At 60.7% G+C, this 25142-nt stretch carries 15 protein-coding genes; 7 read left to right on the top strand and 8 right to left on the bottom strand.

The window, feature by feature from the left end:
* Nucleotides 1–58 precede the first annotated feature (58 nt).
* A complete protein-coding gene (locus ACIF4X_RS09590; protein WP_397481929.1) occupies nucleotides 59–1786 on the top strand; it encodes an autotransporter assembly complex family protein in 1728 nt (575 codons plus the stop codon).
* Entirely contained in the window at nucleotides 1783–5457 is a 3675-nt protein-coding gene (locus tag ACIF4X_RS09585; protein ID WP_397481928.1) for a translocation/assembly module TamB domain-containing protein, read from the top strand. The genes ACIF4X_RS09590 and ACIF4X_RS09585 overlap by 4 nt, the downstream gene beginning before the upstream one ends.
* 34 nt (nucleotides 5458–5491) lie before the next feature.
* Here the strand turns inward: ACIF4X_RS09585 and ACIF4X_RS09580 are convergent, their stop codons facing one another.
* From ACIF4X_RS09580 to ACIF4X_RS09545, 8 genes are all read right to left on the bottom strand, one after another.
* On the bottom strand, nucleotides 5492–7984 hold the full coding sequence (locus ACIF4X_RS09580) for a fimbria/pilus outer membrane usher protein (RefSeq protein ID WP_397481927.1): 2493 nt from the start codon (nucleotides 7982–7984) through the stop codon (nucleotides 5492–5494).
* 84 nt (nucleotides 7985–8068) lie between these two features.
* Nucleotides 8069–8818 carry a molecular chaperone gene (locus ACIF4X_RS09575; protein WP_397481926.1) on the bottom strand — a complete coding sequence of 250 codons (750 nt, stop codon included), beginning with the start codon at nucleotides 8816–8818 and terminating at the stop codon, nucleotides 8069–8071.
* Between the two features lie 72 nt (nucleotides 8819–8890).
* Nucleotides 8891–9484, bottom strand: coding sequence for a fimbrial protein (locus ACIF4X_RS09570; RefSeq protein WP_095189889.1), 594 nt, complete (start codon nucleotides 9482–9484; stop codon nucleotides 8891–8893).
* A gap of 109 nt (nucleotides 9485–9593) precedes the next feature.
* Complete coding sequence (locus ACIF4X_RS09565; protein ID WP_397481925.1) at nucleotides 9594–10241, bottom strand: response regulator; 648 nt, start codon at nucleotides 10239–10241, stop codon at nucleotides 9594–9596.
* A gap of 22 nt (nucleotides 10242–10263) precedes the next feature.
* Nucleotides 10264–13431, bottom strand: a complete 3168-nt coding sequence (locus ACIF4X_RS09560) for an ATP-binding protein (protein ID WP_397481924.1) — start codon at nucleotides 13429–13431, stop codon at nucleotides 10264–10266.
* Between the two features lie 86 nt (nucleotides 13432–13517).
* Nucleotides 13518–14705: an EAL domain-containing protein gene (locus tag ACIF4X_RS09555; protein ID WP_397481923.1), complete on the bottom strand. Its 1188-nt coding sequence runs from the start codon at nucleotides 14703–14705 to the stop codon at nucleotides 13518–13520.
* A complete protein-coding gene (locus tag ACIF4X_RS09550) occupies nucleotides 14692–17493 on the bottom strand; it encodes an ATP-binding protein (protein WP_397481922.1) in 2802 nt (933 codons plus the stop codon). Before ACIF4X_RS09550 ends, ACIF4X_RS09555 begins: the two co-directional genes overlap by 14 nt.
* A 54-nt stretch (nucleotides 17494–17547) precedes the next feature.
* Nucleotides 17548–18519 carry a fimbrial protein gene (locus ACIF4X_RS09545; RefSeq protein ID WP_397481921.1) on the bottom strand — a complete coding sequence of 324 codons (972 nt, stop codon included), beginning with the start codon at nucleotides 18517–18519 and terminating at the stop codon, nucleotides 17548–17550.
* Between the two features lie 178 nt (nucleotides 18520–18697).
* On the opposite strand from ACIF4X_RS09545, the gene ACIF4X_RS09540 reads away from it, so the two are divergent.
* From ACIF4X_RS09540 to ACIF4X_RS09520, 5 genes are all read left to right on the top strand, one after another.
* Nucleotides 18698–20017, top strand: coding sequence for a hypothetical protein (locus ACIF4X_RS09540; protein ID WP_397481920.1), 1320 nt, complete (start codon nucleotides 18698–18700; stop codon nucleotides 20015–20017).
* Between the two features lie 269 nt (nucleotides 20018–20286).
* Nucleotides 20287–20769 (top strand): MarR family winged helix-turn-helix transcriptional regulator, encoded by a 483-nt coding sequence (locus ACIF4X_RS09535; RefSeq protein ID WP_397481919.1) that lies wholly within the window; start codon nucleotides 20287–20289, stop codon nucleotides 20767–20769.
* Complete coding sequence (locus ACIF4X_RS09530; protein WP_397481918.1) at nucleotides 20759–22228, top strand: efflux transporter outer membrane subunit; 1470 nt, start codon at nucleotides 20759–20761, stop codon at nucleotides 22226–22228. The genes ACIF4X_RS09535 and ACIF4X_RS09530 overlap by 11 nt, the downstream gene beginning before the upstream one ends.
* Before the next feature lie 15 nt (nucleotides 22229–22243).
* Nucleotides 22244–23446 carry an efflux RND transporter periplasmic adaptor subunit gene (locus tag ACIF4X_RS09525; protein ID WP_008082123.1) on the top strand — a complete coding sequence of 401 codons (1203 nt, stop codon included), beginning with the start codon at nucleotides 22244–22246 and terminating at the stop codon, nucleotides 23444–23446.
* Between the two features lie 140 nt (nucleotides 23447–23586).
* Complete coding sequence (locus ACIF4X_RS09520) at nucleotides 23587–25116, top strand: DHA2 family efflux MFS transporter permease subunit (protein ID WP_397481917.1); 1530 nt, start codon at nucleotides 23587–23589, stop codon at nucleotides 25114–25116.
* Nucleotides 25117–25142: the final 26 nt, after the last annotated feature.

Genomic DNA, 25142 nt, shown 5'->3' with positions numbered 1-25142 from the left:
CTTCTTGGGAAATTTCCTGTTCTATCACGCTCCCAAGCCCGTGATAGCATCCGCGCCTATGAAGTTTCCAGGAAGATTTACCAGTGGCGTGCTCATGCTGTTAACCAGCTGCGCGGCGCTGGCGCAAAGTGAATTGGATGTGCGGATCAAACCGTCCAACGATGAACTCAAGGCCAATATAGAAGGCTATATCGGCAGCCTCGGCGATCGTGACGAAGAAGCCCTGCAGCGCTTCAGTCGCGGTGCCGAAGAGCAGGCGCGCAAAGCGGCCCAGGCGTTGGGCTACTACCAGCCGCAGATTGAAAGTGACGTCAAGGGCGGCAACAAGCCGCGTCTGGTGCTGAACATCGATCCCGGCGAGCCGATCCGCCTGCGCAACGTCACCATCCGTGTCGACGGCCCGGCTGCCTCCCTCAAATCCTTTCGTGTGCCGAAAAGCGACGTGCTCAAGTCCGGCGCGGTGCTCAATCATGGGCGTTATGAAGACGCCAAAAGACTTATTCAGAATCAGGCCTCGCGCTTCGGTTTCTTCAGTGGCCATTTCACCCGCCAGAAACTTATGGTCGACCCGCGCGCCGGTGTCGCCGACGTTGAATTGATCTACGAAAGCGGCCCACGTTATGCGCTGGGGAAGGTCAAATTCGAAGGCGACACGCCGTTTGACGAAGACCTGCTGCAACGCATGGTGCCGTTCAAGGAAGGCGAACCGTATGACTCCGAGCTGATCGCCGAACTCAACCGCGACCTGCAATCGAGCGGCTATTTCGAAGGCGTGCGCGTCGATGCCGCACCGACCACGGCGAAGAATGATGTGATCCCCGTGGACGTCAAACTCGACACGCGCAAGCCGCGCACCATGGGCCTGGGCCTGGGTTATTCGACCGACGTCGGCCCGCGCATCAAAGCCAACTGGACACGCCACTGGGTCAACCCGCAAGGCGACAGCTATGGCTGGGAAGCCGAGCTGTCGGCGCCACGGCAAAACGTCGGGCTGTTCTACGACATTCCGCTCGATCCGCCACTGACCGACAAATTGCGTTGGGCCGGCGGCTATCAATTCGAAGACATCGACGGCTCCGACACCTTGAGCAAACTGCTGACCTTCGGCCCGGAATGGCACAGCAAATTACCGAGCGGCTGGCAGCGGGTGATTTCGCTGAAATGGCAGCGCGAAGAATATGAACTCGGCGACGACTCCGGCCTGAGTACCTTGCTGATGCCCGGCATCAGTTACTCGTATCTGAAAAGCGACAACCGCATCGACCCTCACAACGGCTATCGCCTGAGCTTCGAAAGCAAAGTGGCGAAGGAAGGCCTCGGTTCCGATAACAACCTTCTATATGGTACGGCGCTGGTCAAAGGCTTGACCACGGTATTCGACAAGCACCGCTTCCTCGGTCGCGTGCAGGTCGGCGGCAGCGCCACCAACGGCTACAACTCGGTGCCACCGTCACTGCGTTTCTTCGCCGGTGGCGATCAGAGTGTGCGCGGTTACGACTACCAGAGCCTGTCGCCGAAAAACTCCGATGGCGACCGAATCGGCGGCCGTTACATGGTCGCTGGCAGCGTCGAGTATCAATACTCGATCGCCGAGAAATGGCGCGTCGCGACTTTCGTCGATCAGGGCAACTCCTTCAACAAACTCGAACTGCCGAACCTCAAGACCGGGGTCGGCATTGGTGTGCGCTGGGTCTCGCCGGTGGGGCCGATCCGCCTCGACCTGGCCCACGCACTCGACGACGATGGCGGCATCCGGCTGCACTTTTCCATGGGGCCTGAGCTGTGAAGCGTGGTTTGAAAATAACGGCACTGACGCTGTTGGCGCTGGTGTTGTTGATTGTATTGAGTGTCACTGCCGTACTCGGCACGGCGGCCGGCAGTCGCTGGATGCTGGGCCTCGTGCCGGGCCTCAGTGTCGAGAATTTCCAGGGTCGCCTCGGCGGGCAATGGAGCGCCGATCATCTGGTGTGGCAACAGGACAGCAGTCGCGTCGAACTGAACAAGGCGATTTTCGCCTGGTCGCCGCTGTGCCTGACGCGCATGACCCTGTGCATCGAACAGCTCAAGGCTGATCAGGTCATTTTGCAGTTCCCGCCGAGTGCAGAAACCACCGAAAGCGGCCCGATCAAACTGCCGGATCTGCAATTACCAGTGGCTATCGAGCTGGGCGACGTGCAGGTCGGCAGTCTGTTGTTCAATGGCAGCGAACAGCTCAAGGGCTTGCAACTGGCGGCGCACTGGACTGCGCAAGGCATGCAGATCGACAGCGTGAAATTGCAGCGCGACGACCTCAGCCTGAACCTGTCCGGCACACTCACGCCGACCGGCAACTGGCCGCTGAACATCGCCGGTGACCTGACGTTGCCATCGCCGGGTACTGGGCCGTGGACACTGGCGTTGAAGATCGACGGCGACCTGTTGAAAACCCTCAACCTGCACGCCGACAGCCGGGGTTACCTCGACGGCCAGTTGAGCGGCGAACTGCAACCGCTGGCGGAAAACCTGCCGGCCAAAGTGCGTATCACCAGCGATGCGTTCAAACCGAGCACTGACCTGCCGGACACCCTGCAGCTCAATCAACTGCTGCTGACCGGCGAAGGCGACCTGAAAAACGGTTATCAGCTCAACGGCAACGCCACGCTGCCCGCCGACAAAGGCCCGGTGGCGCTGTTGCTCAAAGGCAAAGTCGACGCCAGCGGCGCGCAGATTGCCGGCCTCGACCTGACGGCCAACGACAAGCAGAGCCTGAAGCTCACTGGCAGCGTCGATTGGAGCAAAGGCCTCAGCGCGCAAGCCAATATCAACTGGCAGGATTTCCCGTGGCATCGGCTCTATAACGAAATCGACGAGCCCCAAGTCGCCTTGCGTACGTTTACTGGCGAAGTCTCCTACACCGACGGTCAATACCTCGGTAACTTCGACGCCGCACTGGATGGTCCGGCCGGCGCGTTTACCCTGAGCAGTCCGTTCAGCGGCAGCCTTAAACAGATCGCTTTTCCGCAACTGAAAATGCAAGCCGGGCAGGGCAAGGCAGAAGGTCACGTCAACGTGCAGTTCGCCGATGGCATCGCCTGGGACACGGCGCTGGATCTGTCGGCGCTCAACCCGGCGTACTGGGTCGCCGAATTGCCGGGTACGTTAGCGGGACCGCTGAAAAGCACAGGCGAAATGAAGAACGAGCGCCTGAGTCTGACCGCCGACCTCGACTTGAAAGGCAAACTGCGCGGTCAACCGGCGATCCTCCGGGCCAAGGCTGACGGCGCCGGCGAGCAGTGGAACCTGAATGCCCTGCAAATCCGCCTCGGCGACAACAGCATCAACGGCAAGGGCAGCCTGCAACAGAAACTCACCGGGCAGATCGATATCAAGCTGTCGCGTCTGGCCCAGCTCTGGCCGCAACTGCGCGGGCAAGTCATCGGTCAGGTCAACGTCGCCGGTACGTTGAAGGCGCCGCAGGGCAAACTCGACCTGCAAGGTTCGCAACTGGCCTTCCAGGACAATCGCCTGCAAAGCCTCAACCTCGATGCCACCCTCGACAGTGCGCAGCGGGCAAAGATCGATCTGAAGGGCAGCGGCATTCAGGCCGGCGACACCAACCTGGGTGTGCTGACCGCGAGTGCTCAGGGCGACATCAAGAACCAGAAACTCAACCTCGACCTGATCGGGCCGAAGCTGAAACTTGCCCTTGGTCTGGACGGCAATCTGGACAAAGGCAACTGGCGTGGGCGCCTGGCCAGCGGCGACATTCAGGCCGGCGGCCAGGACTGGAAACTGCAGAATCCGGCCAAACTGGAACGTCTGGCTGACGGCAAGATCAACTTCGGCGCGCATTGCTGGATGTCCGGCGATGCCAGCCTGTGCGGTGAAGATCAACGGCTGATGCCGGAGCCGAAACTGCGCTACCACCTCAAGCAGTTCCCGATCGAAAGTCTGGCGCAATGGTTGCCGAAAGATTTTGCCTGGAAGGGCAAGCTCAACGCCGATCTGCAACTGGACCTGCCGGCCAGCGGCCCGAACGGCGTGGTCAGCATCGACGCCAGTGGCGGCACCTTGCGCATGAAGGAAAAGGATCAGTGGCTGGACTTCCCGTACCAGACGCTGAAACTTACCAGCAAACTGACGCCGAAACGCGTCGATACAGAACTGAATTTCGTCGGCGGCAAACTCGGCGAACTGATGGTGCAGGCGCAGCTCAATCCGCTGCCGAAAAACAAACCGCTGAGCGGTTCGTTCCGCCTCAGTGGGTTGGACCTATCGGTCGCGCGGCCATTTGTGCCGATGGTTGAAAAACTCACCGGACGCCTGAATGGCAGCGGGACGATTTCCGGCGGACTGCTGGCACCGTTGGTCAACGGCACCGTGCAACTCAGTGACGGCGAAGTGTCCGGCGCCGAGTTGCCGATGGAGCTGCAGAACCTGCAACTCACCGCCCTGATTGCCGGCGAATCGGTACGCCTCGACGGTGGCTGGAAAAGCGGTAAGAGCGGGCAGGGCAGCCTCAACGGTAACGTCGCCTGGGGGCAGGCGCTGGTGGTCGATCTGGCGTTGAAGGGCACGCAGTTGCCGGTCACCGTCGAGCCGTACGCCAAGCTCGAAGTGGCGCCGGATCTGAAGATTTCCATGGCCGGCGACGAGCTGAAAATCGCCGGCAAAGTGCAGGTCCCCAAAGGCGAAATCACCGTGCGCGAATTGCCGCCGTCAACGGTGAAGGTTTCCGATGACACGATCATCGTCGGCGCACAGACCGAAGAGGGCAAACCACCGCTGGCGATGAAAATGGACATCGACGTGATTGTCGGTGAAGACAAACTCGCGTTCGCCGGTTTTGGTCTGACCGCCAACGTCAAGGGTCATGTGCACATCGGCGACAACATGGACACCCGTGGCGAGCTGTGGCTCAACGATGGCCGCTACAGTGCCTACGGCCAGCGTCTGTCGGTGCGCCGCGCGCGGCTATTGTTCGCCGGTCCCCTCGATCAGCCGTATCTGGACATCGAAGCGATCCGCCAGACCGACGACGTCATCGCCGGTATTCGCCTGAGCGGCAGCGCCGAGCAGCCGACCACACAGATCTTCTCGGAACCGGCGATGAGTCAGGAGCAGGCCTTGTCCTATCTGGTCCTCGGCCGTCCGCTGAGCACCAACGGCGAAGACAACAACATGCTCGCGCAAGCGGCGCTGGGGTTGGGCTTGATGGGCAGTTCCGGGGTCACCAGCAGCCTGGCCAAGGATCTGGGGATTCAGGATTTCCAGCTCGACACCGCAGGCAGCGGCGATGCCACCAGTGTGGTGGCCAGCGGCAATATTACCGAGAAGCTCAGTTTGCGTTATGGCGTGGGCGTGTTTGAACCGGCAAGCACCATTGCGCTGCGCTACAAGCTGAGCAAGAAGGTTTACGTGGAAGCGGCCAGTGGCGTGGCCAGTTCGCTGGATATTTTCTACAAGCGCGATTTCTAAAGCGCGTGCTTGCCTTGCCAGCGATGGCGTCGTCTCAGTCAGTCGCTGTCGCGCGGCACACTAGCGATACCCGCTCATAGTTCAGCGCCTTATTGCGCTCCGGCAGTGTGTAAGGCGCTTCACAGCGCTGGCCTTGCCAGACGATGACGAGGCTGCCGGCGTCGTCCTCGACTAGCGCCAGTGCCTTGCCGCTCGGGTCGGAGATTGCCAGTTGCTTGCCCGTGCCATCTTCAAGGGAAGCACCAAACGGAATCGCTCGGTGCTGCGCATCGAACAAGGCAAATTGCACGCGGCGCCCGGTCTTGCTTGCATAGCGTGCCAGCACCACTGCACCACGGCGCGGCACCACTTGCCGGGTCGCATTATCGATTTCGATATCGGCGCCCAGATCACGGGTGTCGAGGTTGATCCAGTTGACCCGATAGGGTTGCGCATTGGGCACCACGGCATAGCCATTACGCCCGGTTTTCGCCCCGGAGAAACTGCCGATCTTTACTCCGGAGACGCCTTCGACCTGCGCCAGCGCAAATGTCTCACCGACGGTTTGCCCGAGGTTGATCCCGCCGCCGTGGCCGACGACCGAGCCGGCCAGATTGAGATTCTGCGAGCTATAGCCGCGCCCCTGGCTGTACCCGGCGCTGATGTCCATCACCGATGTTCGCGTGCTGATATTGGCCGAACCGCTGCTGCCTCCGGTGCTGCTGTTGCCGCCTTGCACCGAGTAATAGGTGTCGCTGTCTTCCGTCAGGTAGCCGTTGATCCCGACCTGAGTGCTGTCGGTGGCTTTCTGTGTACTCGCGGAGACGAACGCCCTCGGCGCGCGAGGTTTCGAACCCAGCGGGAACGACAGTGACAGGTTGACGAGAGTGTCGTTGTTCGACGGCCCATAGTTGCCGACATCCTTGGTGTAGGTGGCGCCGAGGTTGTAGCTGACATCACCCCAATAGTTGCTGTAACCCGCCGACAGACTTTGCGATCCGCCGCGGCCCCAATAGCGCTGGTCACTGGCATTCAGGTAGACGCTGCCATATTGCTGATCACGCCCCAGGCTCTGGTTGACGGTCAGGTCGGTGCGGGTTTTCGAGTTGCCCGTGCGTTTTTCGCCCTCGTGGCTCAGTTCCTCGACGTGGTCGGTGAGGGTGCGATAACCCTCGGTCGAATAGCGATAGGCGGCGAGGGTGAAGCTGGTGTCGGTGCCGGTAAAGGTCTTGGCGTACAGCGCCCGCAAGCTGTTGCCCTTGACCGCTTGGCCAAAGGTACGACTGGCGGAATGGGTGACGTCGAGCGACACGGCACCAATCGGCGTATTGCGCCCCGCGCCCACGGACAACGCCTGGAAATCCTCGGTCACCTGCACGCCGACGATGCCGGACAAGTTGCTGCTGATGCCATAGGCCAGCGTGCTGCTGACAAACTGCGGCGACTGTAGATCGTCGCTGTTGCTGTTGTAGCGGCCAGCGGAGAAGCTGTACTTCAGTTGACCTTGACGGACCATGATCGGCAGGCTGGAAAACGCCTGCACCGTCACCCGGCGCTGACCGTCGGCCTCGATAATCGTCACCTCCAGATCACCGTTGGAACCGCTCGGATAGATATCGCTGATTTCGAACGGCCCCGGCGGCACGTTGGCGCTGTAGAGCATGTAGTTGTTCTGACGAATTTCCACAGTCGCGCTGGACTGCGCAATCCCGCGAATCACTGGCGCATAGCCGCGCTCGCTGTCGGCGCGCATGCCGTCGTCGGAAGCCAGTTTCAGGCCGCGATAGCGCACGCTGTCGAACAGGTCGGCATCGGAGAAAATATCCCCGGCGCTGAACTGGCCCTTCAGCGCGGTCAGGTCATGTTGCAGATAGCTGCGGTTGCTCTTGAACGTACTCGGCTGGTCGGTGCTGCTGTTGAAGTTGGACTCGTTGCGCAGGCGCCAGCCACCGAAGTTGATGCCGTTGCGCAGGCCGACGTTATTGGAAATCGTGTTGGCGGTCTGCGTGCTGTTACGGTTGCTGCTCAGCTGATAGTTGATGAATGCAGCAGGCACGCCTTCGTCCCACAGCTCCGGGTCAACGTAACCCCGCCGACCGCGTTCCATGGCGCTTTGCGGCACGCTGACCAGCAGGCGCAGGCGCGGCACGTCGTAACGCACGCTGGCATGCTCGATCAATGCGGGCAGGTCGAGGCAGGCGTGCGGATCGTCAGCATCCAGTTTGCCGCTAGCCTGCAACTTGGCGATGTCGACGCCTAACTGCTGGACCATTTCCAGGGTCAGGCAGGCCTGGATCTTGCCGCTGCCGGGGTGGCGTCGGAAGTCGATGTCGCGACGACCGACCAGCGTGTCGTTGCTGTAGAGGTCAACCCGGTAGTTGCCGGGGAGTACGCTGTTGCTGGCGAGCAGCGATTGCACATCGACGGTGGACGCGGCGCCTTGCAGAAACGACGTGTTGAACTGTTCATCGCCGTCAGCCTGGCACGCCGTGCTGATAGCCGAGGCGATCAACAACGATGCCAGGCCGTCGCGTTTGAGTAAAAACATGCAGGAACCCTATATCACCTCCGATACGAACTAACGGAGCGAAGAGAAATACAGTGAAAGTGCGCGATCAAAGCGACTCGCGAGTTATGGAGATTCGTTCTTTGGACGAGCGCGGGTTTCGGCGCTGTTGGAAAGTTGCGCGGTAAAACGATCTTGAGCGCCATAGTCATTAATACTGCTGAACAACAAAGTTGGCGTGTTCGTCGAGTGAAGTTGTTTCAGGGCGAACTCTTTGCGTTCGCCGGGGGCGATCATCATCGAATCAAACGGGTGCTCGCTGAGTGCGCCGGATTGCAGGGTGATATCGGCAATCGACACGTGATAAAGACCGGGGTTGTTCACCACCAGCACGCTTTTGCCGGCGCGCTCGGCCAGGCGCCAGGTCAACTCACCCGGTGCAAGGTAGGCGTTGTTTTTCAGGCCCGCGGGGCGGAAGAACACCTTGATGCGCTGACGTACGGCGAGCTGCAAGGTGTTCTCGGTCTTCGCGGTCTGGGGGATTTCCTGCACGTTGAGCCAGACTACTGATTCGCGGTCGGTCGGCATGCCGGTGCCTTCGTAGATGACCCGCAGTATTTGCTGTTCGTCGCCGCTGACGCGCACTAACGGCGGTGTGACTGCAAACGGCACGGAAGCGGTTTCGCTGGCATCGGTGTCGATCCAGGACTGGATCAATACGTCTTCACCGCTGTTACGGACGGTGATGCCGGCTTCCTTGTGCTGGCCGTCGAAGATCAGGCGGGTGCTGCTCAGGGAAATGCCGGCCGTGGCCTGAGTGACCACGAACAGGCCCAGCAGGCCCGCGCAAAATGACAGTGAGTGACGATAAAACATGATGGCTACCGCGCAGATGATTGAAAGCACGGGGCCGCGAGGCCCCGCACCGGGCTCGAAAGTTCGCGCGGGTTATTCGTATTGGAGGGTGAACGGCAGGGTGGCATCGCCACGACCGGCAACAGCCAGTTTCGGGTCAACCGTAGTGACGTAGGCGGCCGAAAATTTCAGCGTGGTATTGCTGTCCTGCAGGGTGTTTTCGATCTTCGCGGTGGCTGGCGAGCTCAAGTCGATCACGGCGCCATTGGCGTCGAGCAAGGCGATACCGATACCTTTTGCAGCCCCCAGGCCGCTGATCAGTCGCAGCACTTTAGTGCCAGGTTCGATGCCCGAACCGGCGCCTTTGGTCGGTTCGAAGAGCATCGCAACCTTGGTGCCAGCGTTGCAGTTGATCTTCATGTCGAAGTTTTCGACGCTCAAGGTGCCGTTGCCTTTCGGCGCAGTCGCGGTGCCCATGTCTTTGATCGACACTTCACCCATGGCGACCGAAATGGTCTTGTCCTTGCCGGCGCTTTCAACCGAACAGGCGTCGTTGTTGATGGTGCCGGTGAAGTTGATGGTGCCGCTGCCCGCCTTGGTTGGCGTAACCGGTGGGTCGGCTGCCAGGACATTGCCGGCCGCAGCGAAGATCGAAAGGGCGAGAAGCGTTCGGGACAACTTTTTCATGTTGCTTTTTCCATTGGTTGGGGAGAAGACAACACAATAAAACGCGCATTACCGTTGGAACATCAGACGATCCTTAGAAGTTCGGAGGATTTCGGAAAGTGTCTTTTAGTTAATTGAACAAGTTGCGTTCGATGCAGTAAGTCATCAACTCCTGATCACTGCTGACTTCCAGTTTGCGCATTGCCGAGACTTTCTGCGTACTGATGGTCTTCGCACTTCTGTTCAAGTTGCGGGCAATGTCGTTAACGCCCTGGCCCTGAACGAACAAACGCAGGATTTCATGTTCCTTGGGCGACAGCCTGGAAAAACGTTCGTCCAGATCAGCACCGTCGTTTACCACTGACGTCGGTGCGGGGGCCTGCCAGCGAACCGGGCTGCCTTTGGCAATTGCTTTGAGAGCGGTGGCTATTTCGTCGTGCAGCTGGTTTTTCTGAATGACCGCCAGCACCCCCAGCTCCTGCAGGCGCGTGAGGATCAAGGGGTTGGAGATCATGGTCAGCACCAACACCCGAACCTTGGGAAAATGCCGCGTCAGGTATTCCACCAGTTTCAGGCCGTCACCGTAGGGCGACTCGGCGGGCATGTTGAAGTCGGTGATCAACAAATCCACAGGCCGGGTCTCCAGCAGCTTGATCAGCTCATCGGAGCCAACGGCTTCGCCCACCACGCGAAAGCGTTGATCACGCTCGACCAGTTCCCGTACCCCCAGCAGCACGATGGGGTGATCATCGGCAATGACAACGTTGAAGGTTTCCATGAGTGATTTATCCAGAGTGAAGTTATTCGAGGGAGTCGAGCAAATCATTCAGCCGCGCCAGGTGTTGGCGTACTTCCACGGCCAGCGCGGGCGTCACGGCCATGCCGGTCAAGCGACATTCCAGTTCGACGAACGCGCTGGCCAAGATGTTGATCTGCACCGCTCCCAGAGCCCCTGCCATGCTGTGCAGTTGCTGCGCCACGCTGTTGGCGTCGGCCGCATCCAGTGCCGTCAGGGTGGTCTGAATGTCCTGACGCAGGGTGGTGACAAACAATTCGCGCATTTTCGCTGAAAGCGCCGGCGGGGCGTCGATAGTCGGCGCCAGGGCGATTTTGCAATGCTGCTCCAGTTGCGCGCGCAACGTCGCGAGGTTCAGCGGCTTGACCATCCACGCGTTCATGCCGACGGCGGCACAGCGTTCGCCTTCTTCGCGCAGGGCATTGGCGGTGACGCCGATGATCGGCAGCGTAGTGTCCTGTTGGCGCACTGCCGCGGCGAGTCGGTAACCGTTCATGACCGGCATGTTGACGTCGGTCAGCAGCAGATCGAAACGGCCGGGCACCCACTGTGCCAAGGCCTGTTCGCCGTTCACGGCGACGATCACCGAGCAGCCCAGTGCTTCCAGCTGTTCCTTGATGATCGCCGCGTTGATCACATTGTCTTCGGCCACCAGCACCTGCAGATTCAGTGGGCGGGTCTTAGCCTGCAACGCGGCTGGGCGCTGCGCACTGGCGCCGTGTTGTGCCAGATAAATCGCCCAGGCAATCGCGCGCACATCGTCGGCGTCGACCGTCCAGTCTGCACTGCCTGGCTGCGCTGGATTGGGGCCGCCCGGCATGGCGACGATCCGTGGCCCGCTCCAGTGCGGAGCGTTGTCGAGAGGCGTGAGGTCCACCAGCAGCGCCGAGGATGGTGGCATCTCGGACGTCACCAAGTGGCAGTCCAGACCAAAACGCTTGAGCCAGGCGATGAGGTGCAGCGCCAGTTCGTTAACGGGTGCACGAACATAAACGGCGGGGCTTCCGGCCTCGAACGCGGGGCAGTCGGCCAATGCGCCCGGCCTGTTCTCCAGCGTGAGTTGCAGGGTAAAACTGCTGCCCAGTCCCGGTTCGCTGACCACGCTCAATTTCCCTAGCATCAACTCGCACAGCCATTTGCAGATGGCCAGGCCCAGACCTGCGCCGGCCTGACTGTCGGCATCGTTGACCTGATAGAAGGGGTCGAACAATTGCTGTTGCTGCGCTTGGGAAATTCCCACCCCCGAGTCGCTGACCTGCCACTGTACTTCGGCAGTGTCGGCGGTGGTTTGCAGCACCCGCACGCGCAATACCACGCGGCCGTTGTCGGTGAACTTGATCGCGTTGCTCAGCAGGTTGTTGAGGATCTGGCGGATGCGCAACGGGTCGCCGCGCAGCCGATCCGGCAATGTTGAATCGATGCAGGCATACAGTTGCAGGCCTTTGGCGCGGGCGAAGGCGCTGTAAGTCCGCACGACATCTTCAGTCAGCTCCAGCGGGCAGAAGTCCTGAAGCTCAAGGGTCATCTGCCCGGCCTCGATCTTCGACACATCGAGCACATCGCTGATCAGCTTGAACAGGCTGGCGGAGGAACGCTGGATGGTGTCCAGATAATCCTGCTGGCGCGGCGCGAGCGGCGTCAGCCCGAGCAACTCAAGGGTGCCCAGTACGCCGTAGAGCGGGGTGCGAATTTCATGACTCATGGTGGCGAGGAAGCGGCTCTTGGCCTGGTTGGCCGAGTCGGCGGCCTGACGGGCTTCTTCAAGAGCGGCGGCGTCTTCGATATGCCGAGTCACGTCATGCAACGCACACAGCCAGGCATCCTGGCCCTGATAACGGGTCGAGACGAAGGCCACATGCTGATGACGCCCATCGATCTCGAGATCGGCATGGCCGGACTCGCTGTGCGCCTTGAGCAGGCTCATCAACCGGCTGCTGTCGTGCCATTGCTGGGCGCGCTGGTTTTCCAGGAGTACGTGGTGATCGCTGCGGCGGATCACGCACAGGCCGGTTGGCGCGGTGTCGATCACCGCCCGGCTGAATGCCTCGCTTTCGGCGATGCTCGCGTGCGCACTTTGCGCCGGCAGTATCACGCGCGCGGTGTACCAGCGATTGATGGCCCGACCGCAACCGAGCAACGCCAGCACCACCGCCACGAGGCACAGCAATGGCCACAGCGCATAGCTGAGGAAACTGCGCAGGCTGATGATGTAGATCGCGGTCCAGTGTTGCTCGCCGGGGCTGCTCAGCTTGAACACCAGGCCGTCACGGTCGAAATTTATCCCCTCATCCAGCGCCTGGTCGGACCTCTGTGCGCCGGTCAAGACCAAACCGGCCGGGGTGATCAAGGTGAAGTCATCGTAAATCGACCACTCCATCAAGCGCTCGATGTTGTTGACCTGCGACAGCTTCAGCAGCGTGCCGAGCACCACCCAGGAATCGGCACCTTCAATGGTCAGCGTTGGCTGCAGCAGATTGATCCTGACGTAGGCCAGCAGCGTCGGTGTTGCCTCGCTGTCCTGAGTAGACGGGTAGGGTGCCCAATGCACCTGATGATCGGCCGCTGATGAAGACTGTTCGCGTGTGTGCTGGTTCACCTGGCTCATCACTTGCGCAAACGCGCCGATCTGCATCGGGCCTGCACCGCGCAAGCGCCCGGCGGAGGGCACCGCCACGTCGAAGTTGTCGGGGCCATTGAGCAGGATCACTTGCGGCGACTGATAGTGCGATGCCGCCCAGAACGCGCTGTAGTAGGCAGCCAGATAACTGCCCAGCGCGAAAACCTTGGGGTATTGGTCGGCGGCGATTCTCTGCGGATCGATCTTTACACTGAACGGCAGTGAGAACGGCAAGCCACGGCCCTCATAGACATTCGGGCCTTCTTCGGGCAGCAGCTTTTGCGAATAGGTAGGCAACACCACCAAAGGGAAATATTGGCCCTTGGCACTGGCCTGGGAGATATCGCGCAGGAACACTTCCTGCTCATGGATATTTTCCATCAACCGGGCGAAGTGAAACTGCAGGGTGTCGCGCTGCTCCTCGAGCATGCGCTGCACCCCCAGATAGCTGATGCCCAACAGCAGCAACACCAGTGCGCCGAGCAGCAGCAGACTTTTGTTCAAACGCAGCGAACTGCTGGCCAGTTTGTCCAGAAATGCATTGGTATGCGGCATTACAGCGCCTGACCAGTGGTGATGGGGCAGCCTTGGGACACAGTGACCTCGGTAGCGAGCGACGTTCAACAACCGCCATGTGCCGCTCAATAGGCAGTCGCCGGCCCGTCGTGGGTCAGCAAGTGCTGGAACTGATCGGCTGAAACGGCGTGGGAGATCAGGAAACCCTGAACCTGAGTGCAGTCGATTTTACGCAGCAGAGCAAGTTCTTGTGCGGTTTCTACGCCTTCGGCCACCACCGTCAGACCCAATTGGCGACCGAGGCTGACAATGCTGGTCAAGGCCTGCGCCAGTTCGGCGTTGGCGTTGCAGCCTTGCACCAGTGCGCGGTCGATTTTCAGTTCGGTGAACGGCGCCGACACCAGGTTCATGTACGAGCTGTAGCCCTTGCCGAAATCGTCCTGCGACAGACCGAAACCCTTGATCCGCAGACGGCAGGCGCCGGCGTAGAAGTTGCTGATGTCATCGGGCACCGAGCACTCCATCAATTCGAAACAGATTCGCGCGGGCAGGCCTTGATGGGCCAGCACGAAAGCAAGGATGCGGTCGGGCAAGTCGTGGCTGTTGAGCAAGTGCGTGGGCAGATTGACCGACACCGGAATGTCATAGCCTTGTTCGCGCCAGATGGCTTGGGCGGCAATCGCTTGTTTCAGCACGCACCAGAGCAACGGCTCTTCGAGACCGAACGCAATCAACGCTGGCAAAAACACACCGGGCAACAGCGTGCCATGTTCAGGATGATTCCAGCGAACCAGTGCTTCGGCGGCGACGATCCGCCCATTGCTCAAGGCCTTCTTCGGTTGAAACCAGGCTTGCAGTTCACCGTTGTCGAGGGCGTTGCAAATACTCTGGCGATCAATGCCGGGATGGGGCGCCGCCGGAATGTTTTGGCGCAGCGCCTGCAATTGATCAATCAGGCAGCGCAGGGCGGCAGCATTCACTGGTTTGGAAATCAGCCCGATGACTTTCACTTGCAGGTTGCTCGCCACCAGGCTCGCGCCCATCAGCATGCGCCGTGAGGCTGCGCTCATGATCGCCAGTGCCGGGCGCGAACGCTGCGCGGCGAGGCCCTGAATAAATTGCACACCGTCCATGCCCGGCATCAGCAGGTCGGTGAGCACCAGATCGAAGTCGCGTTGTTTCAGGCAGTCCAGTGCTTCTTCACCGTCCCTTGCGCACGCCAGATCGAAGTCGCCCAACTCGCTGAACAGGTTCTGCAAGTACAGGTGCTGAAAAGGGTGGTCTTCGACAATCAGAATGCTACAGGGCTTCATGGGCGACTCGTTCGTAGGGAGCCAGGACAGTGAGCAAGGCTCGTAGCGTGAAAGGTTTGACCAGGCAGTGATTCATGCCCGCAGCCAGGCACAGCGCGTCCTCACCACGTAGAGCGTTGGCGGTGGCGCCGATGATCGGAGTGGTGCAACCCAAGCGCCGCAGTGCTTGGGCCAACTCGTAGCCATTGAGACGGGGCATGTTGACGTCAGTCAGGACGATGTCGAACGCAGCATCGCGCCAGTGCGACAAGGCCTCCTCGCCATCGCTGGCCAGCGCCACGGTGCAGCCCAGTTCTTCGAGCTGATCGCGCAGGATCAGTTGATTGATGACGTTGTCTTCGGCCACCAGAATGTGCAGATGCAACGGGCGCATCGCGAGGGGTTCAGTGTCTTGCGGGCGGTGGACGATCTGGCCGCTCTGGGCCTGGCGAACGGCGCGCTGGATTGCCAGCAGATCATTCAGATTGACCTGCCAGCCGTCGCCGCTGAACTGCGGCTCATGGGCGCCGTCACCGCTGGCCAGCACGCGCGGCCCACGCCATGCCAGGCTCGGGCGTTGTCCGAAGGCCGCGGGATACAGTTCCAGCAGCACCGCCGTCGCATCAGGCTCGATGCCGTCCGGTGCGCCGATATGTGCGCGGGCACCCCAGCGGCGCAACCAGCCGCTGATGCTGTCGGCCAGTTCGCGGATCGGTGAGACCACATAGACGATGTCCGCTGCCAATGGCAGCAAAGCGGCGGGTGGTACGTCGCAGGAGCGTTGCTCCAGCGGCACGCTCAGAGAAAAACTGCTGCCCAGACCAGGCTCGCTGACCATACGCAGAGTGCCATTCATCAAGTGGGTCAGGCGCAGGCAAATGGGTAGGCCCAGGCCGGTGCCAGCGACCACATTGGTGTTGCCGGCGGTCTGGTAGAACGGCTCGAAAATAAACGCCTGATCGTCATGGGCGATGCCCTTGCCGGTGTCGGAAACCTGCCATTGCAGGCTCACGCGTTCGCCTTCGCGAGCGAGCAGTCTGACCCGCAATACCACGCGCCCGGAATCGGTGAACTTGACCGCGTTGCTCAGCAGATTATTGAGGATCTGCCGTACGCGGCTAACATCGCCCAGCAGGCACTCGGGCAGTTGCGGATCGAGGCAGGCATAGAGTTGCAGGCCTTTGCTTTGCGCGGCGGCGGCGTAACCCTGCACCACCTCGCGCACCAGTTCCGGGACAGAAAATTCGCTCAGCTCCAGCGCCAGTTGCCCGGCCTCGATCTTCGACACATCCAGCACGTCGCAAATCAACTGCAGCAACGTGGCCGACGAACCCTCGATCGCCCGCAGGTAACTTTGTTGCTGAGTGTCCAGTTGCGTGCGTGCCAGCAATTCCAGGGTGCCCAGCACACCGTAGAGCGGGGTGCGGATCTCGTGGCTCATGGTCGCCAGAAACAAGGTTTTGGCTTCGTTGGCGGCATCGGCCGATTGGCGCGCCTGTTCCAGCGCTGCTTCGATCTGTCGCCGAGCGCTGATGTCACTGAACGCACAGAGCAACACGTCTTCACCTTTGTAGCGGGTCGGCGCACAGCTCAGGTATAGGTGACGACCGTCGGCAGTCTCGAAGTAATCGGTCAGGCACGGCGAGTGTTGGTCGAACGCATCGCGGATCCAGCCAGCGCCCAGTTGCTCGCTGCACTGGCCCAGCCATTGCCGCGCGAGGGTGTTGTCCAGCACCACTTGACCGTCACTGCGGCGCAACACGCACAGCGCCACCGGCGCAGTCTGAATCACGTCGCGGCTGAACAACTCGCTTTCCACCAGCGCCTGAATACGCTGGATCGCCGGGGTGATGAAGCGATGCTCCAGACGGCGAACCAACAGGCACACCAGGCTGATACTCACTACGCAGAACAGCAGCGCGCCAAGCATTTGTGGCCATAACGCGTGTATCACCGCCAGCAAGTCGATGGAGTAGGTGAGCTGCCAATCCGATGATTTCAGTTGCTTGCGCAACACCAACTGCTCGGGCAGCCAGCCATTGCCGACGAAGCCGAAGAAATCCTGTTGCCTCAGGAGCGGCAGGTTCTGTTCCGGCGGAGGTCTATGGCTGTTGCTGAACAGCGGTTTGCCTTGTGAGTTGAACATGGTGAACTCGCCGGCACTGTGGTCGTTCAAGGCGCTGGAGACTTCACGGTCGTCCATTTCCAGGCCGAGCCAGCCGGAGTGGATGTCGCGTTCGTCCAGGCGAATGAAAATGTACAACTGCGAGTGCCCGTCTGCCGCCTGGGTCAGCCACAGTTCCGACAATGTCGCCGTGAGCTTGAGCGCCTCCAGTTGATCCAGCGTGGCCTGTGGCAAACCGACGACCAGCGGTGTCGCGTTATATAGCCGCAGTACATGACCGCCGTTGCTGACATACAGCAGATTGAGCTGTTTGGCTTTCAGGTAATCGCGCATGCGCTGGGTCAGCCAGATGCTCCACTGTTTGCCCGGCGTTTGCCCCAGCAGCAGACGGATTTCCTCCTCGGACACCGGCACGTTTATTTTCGCCTTGCGTGTGGCCGACAGGCTCAGGCTTTCCAGCAGCGCTTCACGGGTGGTGAAAAACGTATGCGCCTCAGCGATGGCGCTGCTCATGTAGCTGCGCCGTTGAGAAATCTCATTGTTGAAGGTAAACAGCAGGAAGCTGTAGACGCCGCCGAGAATGCCCACCAGCAGCACCAGGGCGAAAATGCGCAGCAGACGCCGCGCCGCATCGGGCGAGGACAGGAGCGGGCTGATCTGATGGAGGTAGTTCTTCAATCTCATCCCGGCACTCTAGGGAGGGCAGGGAGCGGGGAACATCAGACGATCCTTAGAATGCTAGAGGTAGTTGACGATGAAGGTGACTTCGGTGTTGGCGCTGCCGGCCTTGAGTTCGCCCGTGGGCAGACGGTAGTACGCGGCGGTTAACGGGATCTTGAAATCGGTGCCGGTGGTGGTAAAGGCGTTGAACGGGTAGGTGGTATCGAAGGCGATCGGCTGCCCGACGTCGTTCATCAATTGCAGGCCGATGCCGCTGGCGGTGGAGGTGCTGTTGAGCGCGACGATGCCCTTGGTCGCGTCGATGACGGGCGTGGTGGCTTTGAGTGAATAGGTGACTTTCTTGATGCCGGTCTGGCACTGATTCAGGGCAATGTCGAAGCGCACGATGCGGGGTTTGGCGCCCGCGTCGCTAAACTCCTGGAGTTGATAGTCATCGCCCATCGCGACCGGGACGGAAGGGGTCTGGCAGGACGCCGCATTCAACACCAGCGCATTGGCCAGATTGAAGTTATTCAGAATCAGCTCGCCGGCTTTCAGGCTGGCCAGGTTGCCGGCCGGTATCGTGATCTGCGCCGCCAACGGGCCTGACTTGATGATTTCCAGGCGGATCGAGCCTGGCATCACGCCGTAGCCTTTTGGGGCGACCGAAAAGAGCGAGGGCTCATAGCGATCCAGCATACCCATCCAGATACGGAACGACAGCCCGGTCTTGCCCAGCGGGAAGGTCCTTACGGTACCGGTCGGAGTGCCAAACGCGGGATTGACCGCTATTCCGTAGAACGAGGTCGCATTGCACGACCAACTGTGCGAGTTCGATTGCTGTGCGGTTTCCTGATAAACCACCGTGCCATCCGGTGTATCGGCGGGGATGCTCAGACCGCCATTGGCCAAGCTTGCGCCGTAACTGAGCGTTTGCGTGGAGGGAGAGCCGCTGAAGGTGCAAACGGCTGCCATTGCGTCCGACGTGCAGGCCAGCAGCGTCGCCGCGACAAGAGTGAGCAGGGGGCGTTGCAGTGTTAGACGCTTCATAAAAGGGGCTATACGTGTCGGCCAAAGAGCGGCGTACGTTAAACACGCCGTTTGCCGATGGACATCAGGCGATTCTTAGAACACGCTCCCGCGCCTGCGCAAACGCGGCGATGTATTAGACTCACCCCAGCCTGAAATCCGTACTGGTCGTACGGCCCCGGCGCAGCAGAGAGGTCATATGGTCCGCTTGAGTATGGTCTTGCTCGGTCACGACTTTGTCCGCAAGCGTTGGTCCGCACTGGCGCTGACGGGCATTGTCTGGGGCGCGGCTGGAGTGGGCATCTTCATTGATGCGCTGGACGGGGTTTTGTATTTCCCGCTGCATCTCTTCGGCTATCTGTTGTTGCTCGAGGCGCTGATCCTGCTGCTGGTGCCGGCACCACAAGCCGGAACTGCTGCGGCCTTGCGCAGAGCGCGCGGACTGGCGTTTCTGTTGCTGGGGCTGCTGATCGTCGACCGGCAACACGCCGCCGGGCTGATTCTGGCGGTGCTGTTTGGCGGGGCTTTTTTGCTCGATGGCGGTTTTCGGCTGGCGGCTGCGCTGGTGGTGCGCTTCGTCGGCTGGCAAGTGTCGCTGCTGGCGGGGTTGTTCGAAATCGGCTTTGGCATGTTTATCCTTGAACCGTATCCGACGCTGTATAAGGGCACGGTGCCGTTCTGCATTGGCATGAGCCTGTTTCTCTCAGGCTGTGCCTTGTTGCGGCAAGCCGTGCGCTTCAAAAACCAGCCGCCGCTGACAAGCCCTTTGTCGGTCAGTGCGCCGGCCAGCAGCGATGCGTTGGTGATTCACGTCTGGACCCCCAGCGGCACCGTTGATGACACCTTGGTGCGCAATCGCCTGCTCAACCGCTACATCGCAGCGGTCGACATCAACGGTGTGATCTCCGCCGGCCATGCGGCACTGGAATGCGGGCCGGACATTTACATCAGCCATTACCCGCAGGACGACATTGATCGTTCGGCGGGGGATTTCGTGCGCTTGCTGCGGGCGACGCCGAACAACGATGTCGCCGGCAGGTTTCTGCCCGACTATGCCGGCGAGGTGGCGGACTGGTGTCCATCCTCAGTGCAGGTCAGCTTTGCCCATTACGACGCCCGGCGCCTGCATGCGTTCTGGACGGAGTATCGGCAGAACAGCACGTACAACCTCACCAGCCGCAATTGTTCCAGTGCTGTCGCCCATAGCCTCGAAGCCGCGTTGGAAGGGGCGATGAACCGCGGCCATTCGAGCATGCTGGATTTCGCTCGAGTGATTTTCAGTCCCGAGTTCTGGGTCGCCGCGCAAGTGCGCAAGCGTGCCGAGGTGATGGCCTGGACGCCCGGACTGGTGCTCGACTATGCGCGAGCGTTGCATGCTGCCATCGAGCCGGCGCCGCCGGGCTGGCACAGCATTTATGCGGTGAGCAAACGTGCCTTTGGGTATGTGGCGACTGCCTTGCGGGGGCGCGAGGTGCATCCTGTGCAGCCGCCACCTGTGCATCCTTCCGACGATTCCTGACCGGCTTCACACCGAGTCGCTCCAATCGCTGGCAAGCCAGCTCCCACAGGTTCCTCTGGCGTACATGAATATTGTGTACGAAACGGACCCTGTGGGAGCTGCGGTGCGACGATTCGACTTGCCAGCGATGGCGTCCGCCTGTGCGACACAAAACCCAACTCCACTGGTCAACTAATTACCAAGCTTCCTAACTATTCCATTGACATTCGCTGCCTAGGCAGTAACATCTCGACATACATTCACTGCCTAGGCAGTTATTAGGTGAGCAAATGAAGCATTTCACCCCGGACGAATTCAAACATTGCCATCTCGGCCTGTTGCTTGGCCGTGCGGCGCTGCTCAAGGACCGGATCATCGACACGCACATGGAACCCCACGGCATCACCGCCGCGCAGTTCAAGGTGTTGATCATCATGGCCCAGTACGGCGTCGATACCCCGGCCGAGCTGTGCCGGCATCTGTCGCTCGACAGCGGTTCGATGACGCGCATGCTCGATCGTCTGGAGCAGAAAGGCTTTCTGGCTCGCCACCGCAGCGAAGGCGATCGCCGTCAGGTGCAGTTGAAACTGACCGAGCAAGGCCAGCAACTGGCCGATCGCCTGCCGCACATCGGCGCCGACGCGATGAATGAACTGGCGGGCGCCGTCACCCCGGACGAGTTGAAGACCCTGGAATACATCCTCAAGAAAATTCTGCTGGCAGCGGGTGACCCGATCACCCTCCAGCGCTTAGGTGAACACAATGAGCGGTAAAACCTTGCGCAGCAGCCTGACGCTGGTGCTGTCGGCGATGATCCTCGCCGGTTGCGCCAATTACAGCGGCCTCGACACTTCCGGTGCGAGCCTCGATGCGAAAACCCTGAAAACTGGCCAATCGCTCAGTGGCGTAACGCTGTCGCCGGCCGCCTGGCCGAAAAGCGACTGGTGGACCAGCCTCGGCGATCCGCAACTCGACGGCTTGATCCGCGAAGCACTGCACGACAGCCCGGACATGCAAATCGCCGCCGCCCGCGCGCATCAGGCCAGCGCCGCCGCGTATGCCGCCGACGCCGAGCGCTATCCGACCCTCGACGCCAGCGCCGGCATCAGCCGTTCGCGCCTGGCCAAGGATCAGGATCCGCTGGGGCAGGGCGATGCCTACGCCACCGTGCGTAACGTCAGCGCCGGGTTCAATTACAACTTCGACCTCTGGGGCGGCCAGCGTGATGCCTGGGAAGCTGCACTCGGTCAGGCCCGCGCCGCTGAGGTCGATCGTCAGGCTGCACAACTGACCTTGGCCGCTGATGTCGCCCGCGCTTATAGCGATCTCGGTCAGGCGCACATCGTTTATGACCTGGCCAACGACGATCTGAAGCGCACCAAGCAGATGCTCGACTTGAGCCAGCGTCGCCTCAGCTCCGGGATCGACAGTCAGTACCAGTTCCAGCAAACGCAAAGTCTGGAAGCCAGTTCCGAAGCCAGTCTGATCGATGCCGAAAAACGCCTGAACAGCGCCAAGATCGCTTTGGCCGTACTGCTCGGCAAAGGCCCGGATCGCGGCAACGAAATTGCTCGGCCGAAAGTCCTGCAAGCCAGCGCTGTCGCCGTGCCCTCAGTGTTGCCGGCGGAACTGCTCGGTCGTCGGCCGGACCTGGTTGCTGCACGCTGGCGCGTAGAAGCCGCGAGCAAAGACATCGACTCGGCGAAAACCCGCTTCTATCCCAACTTGAACCTGTCGGCCTCGGCCGGTGCCGAATCTTTGTTGGGTGACGCGATGTTCGGCTCGGCCAGTCGCTTCTTCAACATTGCCCCGACCATCTCGGTGCCGATCTTCGACGGCGGACGCCTGCGCGCCAACCTCGATGCCCGCGACGCCGATTACGATCTGGCGGTGGCGCAGTACAACAAAAGCCTGGTGAAAGCACTGGGCGATGTCAGCGACACGATCAACCAGTTGCGAGACATCGGTCGGCAGATCGGTGCGCAGCAGCATGCCACCGACATTGCTCAGGATTCTTACAACACCGTCGTCCAGCGTTACGGTTCCGGCATCGGCAACTACCTGGACGTGCTCAGCATCGAGCAGCAATTGCTGCAGGCCCAGCGTCAGTTGGCCAACCTCAATGCCGAGCAGATCGACCTGTCGATTCAACTGATGCAAGCGCTGGGCGGCGGCTTCCAGGGTGACACCCTGACCGCAGCCAACGCCCGCCCAGCCACGCAGCACAACTAATTCAAGGTAATTGTCATGGCCACTGCCGAAAATACCCAAGCTCAAGGCAACACCCCGGACACCGGCAACCCGCGCAAACGCAAAGTCATGCTGTTGGTGCTGGCCGTTGTGGTTGCACTCGCCTGCGCCGGCGTCTGGGCGTATCACGAATTCATCGGGCGCTTTAACGAAAGCACCGACGACGCCTACGTCAACGGCAACGTCGTGGAAATCACCCCGCTGGTCACCGGCACCGTGGTCAGCATCGGTGCTGACGATGGTGATCTGGTTCACGAAGGCCAAGTGCTGATCAACTTCGACCCCAACGACGCCGAAGTCGGCCTGCAAAGTGCGCAAGCGAAACTGGCGCGCACCGTGCGTCAGGTGCGCGGCTTGTACAGCAACGTTGACGGCATGAAAGCCCAGGTCAACGCGCAACAGGCCGAAGTGCAGAAAGCCCAGGACAACTACAACCGCCGGAAAAACCTGGCGCAGGGCGGGGCGATTTCCCAGGAAGAACTGTCTCACGCTCGCGACGACCTGACCTCGGCGCAAAACGCCTTGGCCAACGCCAAACAGCAACTGAAAACCACTAGCGCGCTGGTTGACGACACTGTGGTGTCATCGCACCCGGACGTGATGTCGGCCGCCGCCGATCTGCGTCAGGCGTACCTGACCAACGCCCGCAGCACCTTGATCGCGCCGGTCACCGGTTACGTCGCCAAACGCACCGTGCAACTCGGTCAGCGTGTGCAGCCGGGCACGGCGTTGATGGCGGTGATTCCGCTGGATCAGCTGTGGATCGACGCCAACTTCAAGGAAACCCAACTACGGGACATGCGCATCGGTCAGCCGGTCGATATCGAATCCGACATCTATGGCAGCGACGTGAAGTACAGCGGCACCGTCGACAGCCTCGGCGCCGGTACGGGCAGCGCGTTTGCCCTGCTGCCAGCGCAGAACGCCACCGGTAACTGGATCAAGATCGTTCAGCGTGTGCCGGTGCGCATTCATATCAACGCCGAAGAACTGGCCAAGCACCCACTGCGCGTCGGTCTGTCGACCAATGTTGAAGTGAACCTGCACGACCAGAGCGGTCCGGTGCTGGCGCAGCAACCACCGCAAAAGGCCTCGTTCAGCACCAACGTCTACGACCGCCAACTGGCCGAAGCCGACGCGATGATTGCGCAGCTGATCCACGACAACAGCGCTGCGGTGAGCAAAACCGCGCAACGCTGAGATCACACCTGACCCTGTGGGAGCGAGCTTGCTCGCGAAAGCGGCGCGTCATTCAGCACTACTGTGTCTGACTGACCGCCTTCGCGAGCAAGCTCGCTCCCACAGGGGCAAGGCGTCAACCCGGTTTCATAGGATTCACAATGAGCAATAACGCCTCTTTCACGCCGCCCAGCCTGTTGCTCAGCACCATCGGCCTGTCGCTGGCGACGTTCATGCAAGTGCTCGACACCACCATCGCCAACGTGGCGCTGCCGACGATTTCCGGCAACCTCGGGGTGAGCTCCGAGCAGGGCACCTGGGTGATCACTTCGTTCGCCGTGAGCAACGCGATTGCGCTGCCGCTGACCGGTTGGCTCAGCCGCCGTTTCGGTGAGGTGAAGCTGTTTTTGTGGGCCACGATTCTGTTTGTGCTGGCCTCGTTTCTCTGCGGTATCTCGACGTCGATGCCGGAACTGATTGGCTTCCGTGTGCTGCAAGGTCTGGTGGCCGGGCCGCTGTATCCGATGACGCAAACCCTGTTGATCGCGGTGTATCCGCCGGCGAGGCGAGGCATGGCCCTGGCGTTACTGGCGATGGTTACGGTGGTCGCGCCGATTGCAGGTCCCATTCTTGGTGGCTGGATTACCGACAGTTACAGCTGGCCGTGGATCTTCTTCATCAACGTGCCAATCGGCATCTTCGCGGTGATGGTGGTGCGTTCGCAACTGGCCAAACGTCCGGTGGAAACCAGCCGTCAGCCGATGGATTACGTCGGGCTGATCACCCTGATCATCGGCGTCGGCGCGTTGCAGGTGATCCTCGACAAGGGCAATGATCTGGACTGGTTCGAGTCGAACTTCATCATCATCGGCGCGGCGATTTCGGTGATTGCGCTGGCGGTGTTCATCATCTGGGAAATGACCGACCAGCACCCGGTGGTGAATCTGCGGCTATTCGCCTACCGCAACTTCCGCATCGGCACGCTGGTGTTGGTGCTGGGTTACGCCGGGTTCTTCGGCATCAACCTGATCCTGCCGCAGTGGTTGCAGACGCAGATGGGCTACACCGCGACCTGGGCCGGTCTGGCGGTGGCGCCAATCGGCATTCTGCCGGTGCTGTTGTCGCCGTTTGTCGGCAAGTACGCGAACAAGTTCGACCTGCGCTTGCTGGCCGGGCTGGCGTTTCTGGCGATTGGCTTGAGTTGCTTCATGCGCGCTGGTTTCACCAATGAAGTCGACTTCCAGCACATCGCACTGGTGCAGCTGTTCATGGGCATTGGCGTGGCGCTGTTCTTCATGCCGACCTTGAGCATTCTGATGTCGGACTTGCCGCCGAGCCAGATTGCCGATGGTGCCGGTCTTGCCACATTCTTGCGGACGTTGGGCGGCAGCTTTGCGGCGTCGCTGACCACGTGGATCTGGATTCGCCGGGCGGATCAGCATCATGCTTATATGAGTGAGAGCATCAGCACCTTCGAGCCGGCGACGCGCGAGACCTTGAATCATTTGGGCGGGGCGAGCCAATCGGCTTATGCGCAGATGGATCAGATTTTGACCAGTCAGGCGTACATGCTCTCCACCGTGGATTACTTCACGTTGCTGGGCTGGGGCTTTATGGGGTTGATACTGATTGTGTGGCTGGCGAAGCCACCGTTTGCTGCCAAGGCAGGGCCGGCGGCTTCCGGGCATTAAGGTCAAAAGCCCCTCACCCTAACCCT

Source organism: Pseudomonas sp. NPDC085632, assembly GCF_044541255.1.
Classification (GTDB): Bacteria; Pseudomonadota; Gammaproteobacteria; order Pseudomonadales; family Pseudomonadaceae; genus Aquipseudomonas.
The sequence above is the reverse complement of the archived record's forward strand: the minus strand, read 5'-3'. Positions and strand labels throughout refer to the sequence as shown.

What these genes read in the sequence shown, in the direction of transcription:
- ACIF4X_RS09590 (WP_397481929.1), top strand. Translation starts at nt 59, where the DNA reads ATGAAGTTTCCAGGAAGATTTACCAGTGGCGTGCTCATGCTGTTAACC.
- ACIF4X_RS09580 (WP_397481927.1), bottom strand. Translation starts at nt 7,984, where the DNA reads ATGTTTTTACTCAAACGCGACGGCCTGGCATCGTTGTTGATCGCCTCG.
- ACIF4X_RS09575 (WP_397481926.1), bottom strand. Translation starts at nt 8,818, where the DNA reads ATGTTTTATCGTCACTCACTGTCATTTTGCGCGGGCCTGCTGGGCCTG.
- ACIF4X_RS09570 (WP_095189889.1), bottom strand. Translation starts at nt 9,484, where the DNA reads ATGAAAAAGTTGTCCCGAACGCTTCTCGCCCTTTCGATCTTCGCTGCG.
- ACIF4X_RS09565 (WP_397481925.1), bottom strand. Translation starts at nt 10,241, where the DNA reads ATGGAAACCTTCAACGTTGTCATTGCCGATGATCACCCCATCGTGCTG.
- ACIF4X_RS09560 (WP_397481924.1), bottom strand. Translation starts at nt 13,431, where the DNA reads ATGCCGCATACCAATGCATTTCTGGACAAACTGGCCAGCAGTTCGCTG.
- ACIF4X_RS09555 (WP_397481923.1), bottom strand. Translation starts at nt 14,705, where the DNA reads ATGAAGCCCTGTAGCATTCTGATTGTCGAAGACCACCCTTTTCAGCAC.
- ACIF4X_RS09550 (WP_397481922.1), bottom strand. Translation starts at nt 17,493, where the DNA reads ATGAGATTGAAGAACTACCTCCATCAGATCAGCCCGCTCCTGTCCTCG.
- ACIF4X_RS09545 (WP_397481921.1), bottom strand. Translation starts at nt 18,519, where the DNA reads ATGAAGCGTCTAACACTGCAACGCCCCCTGCTCACTCTTGTCGCGGCG.
- ACIF4X_RS09540 (WP_397481920.1), top strand. Translation starts at nt 18,698, where the DNA reads ATGGTCCGCTTGAGTATGGTCTTGCTCGGTCACGACTTTGTCCGCAAG.
- ACIF4X_RS09535 (WP_397481919.1), top strand. Translation starts at nt 20,287, where the DNA reads ATGAAGCATTTCACCCCGGACGAATTCAAACATTGCCATCTCGGCCTG.
- ACIF4X_RS09530 (WP_397481918.1), top strand. Translation starts at nt 20,759, where the DNA reads ATGAGCGGTAAAACCTTGCGCAGCAGCCTGACGCTGGTGCTGTCGGCG.
- ACIF4X_RS09525 (WP_008082123.1), top strand. Translation starts at nt 22,244, where the DNA reads ATGGCCACTGCCGAAAATACCCAAGCTCAAGGCAACACCCCGGACACC.
- ACIF4X_RS09520 (WP_397481917.1), top strand. Translation starts at nt 23,587, where the DNA reads ATGAGCAATAACGCCTCTTTCACGCCGCCCAGCCTGTTGCTCAGCACC.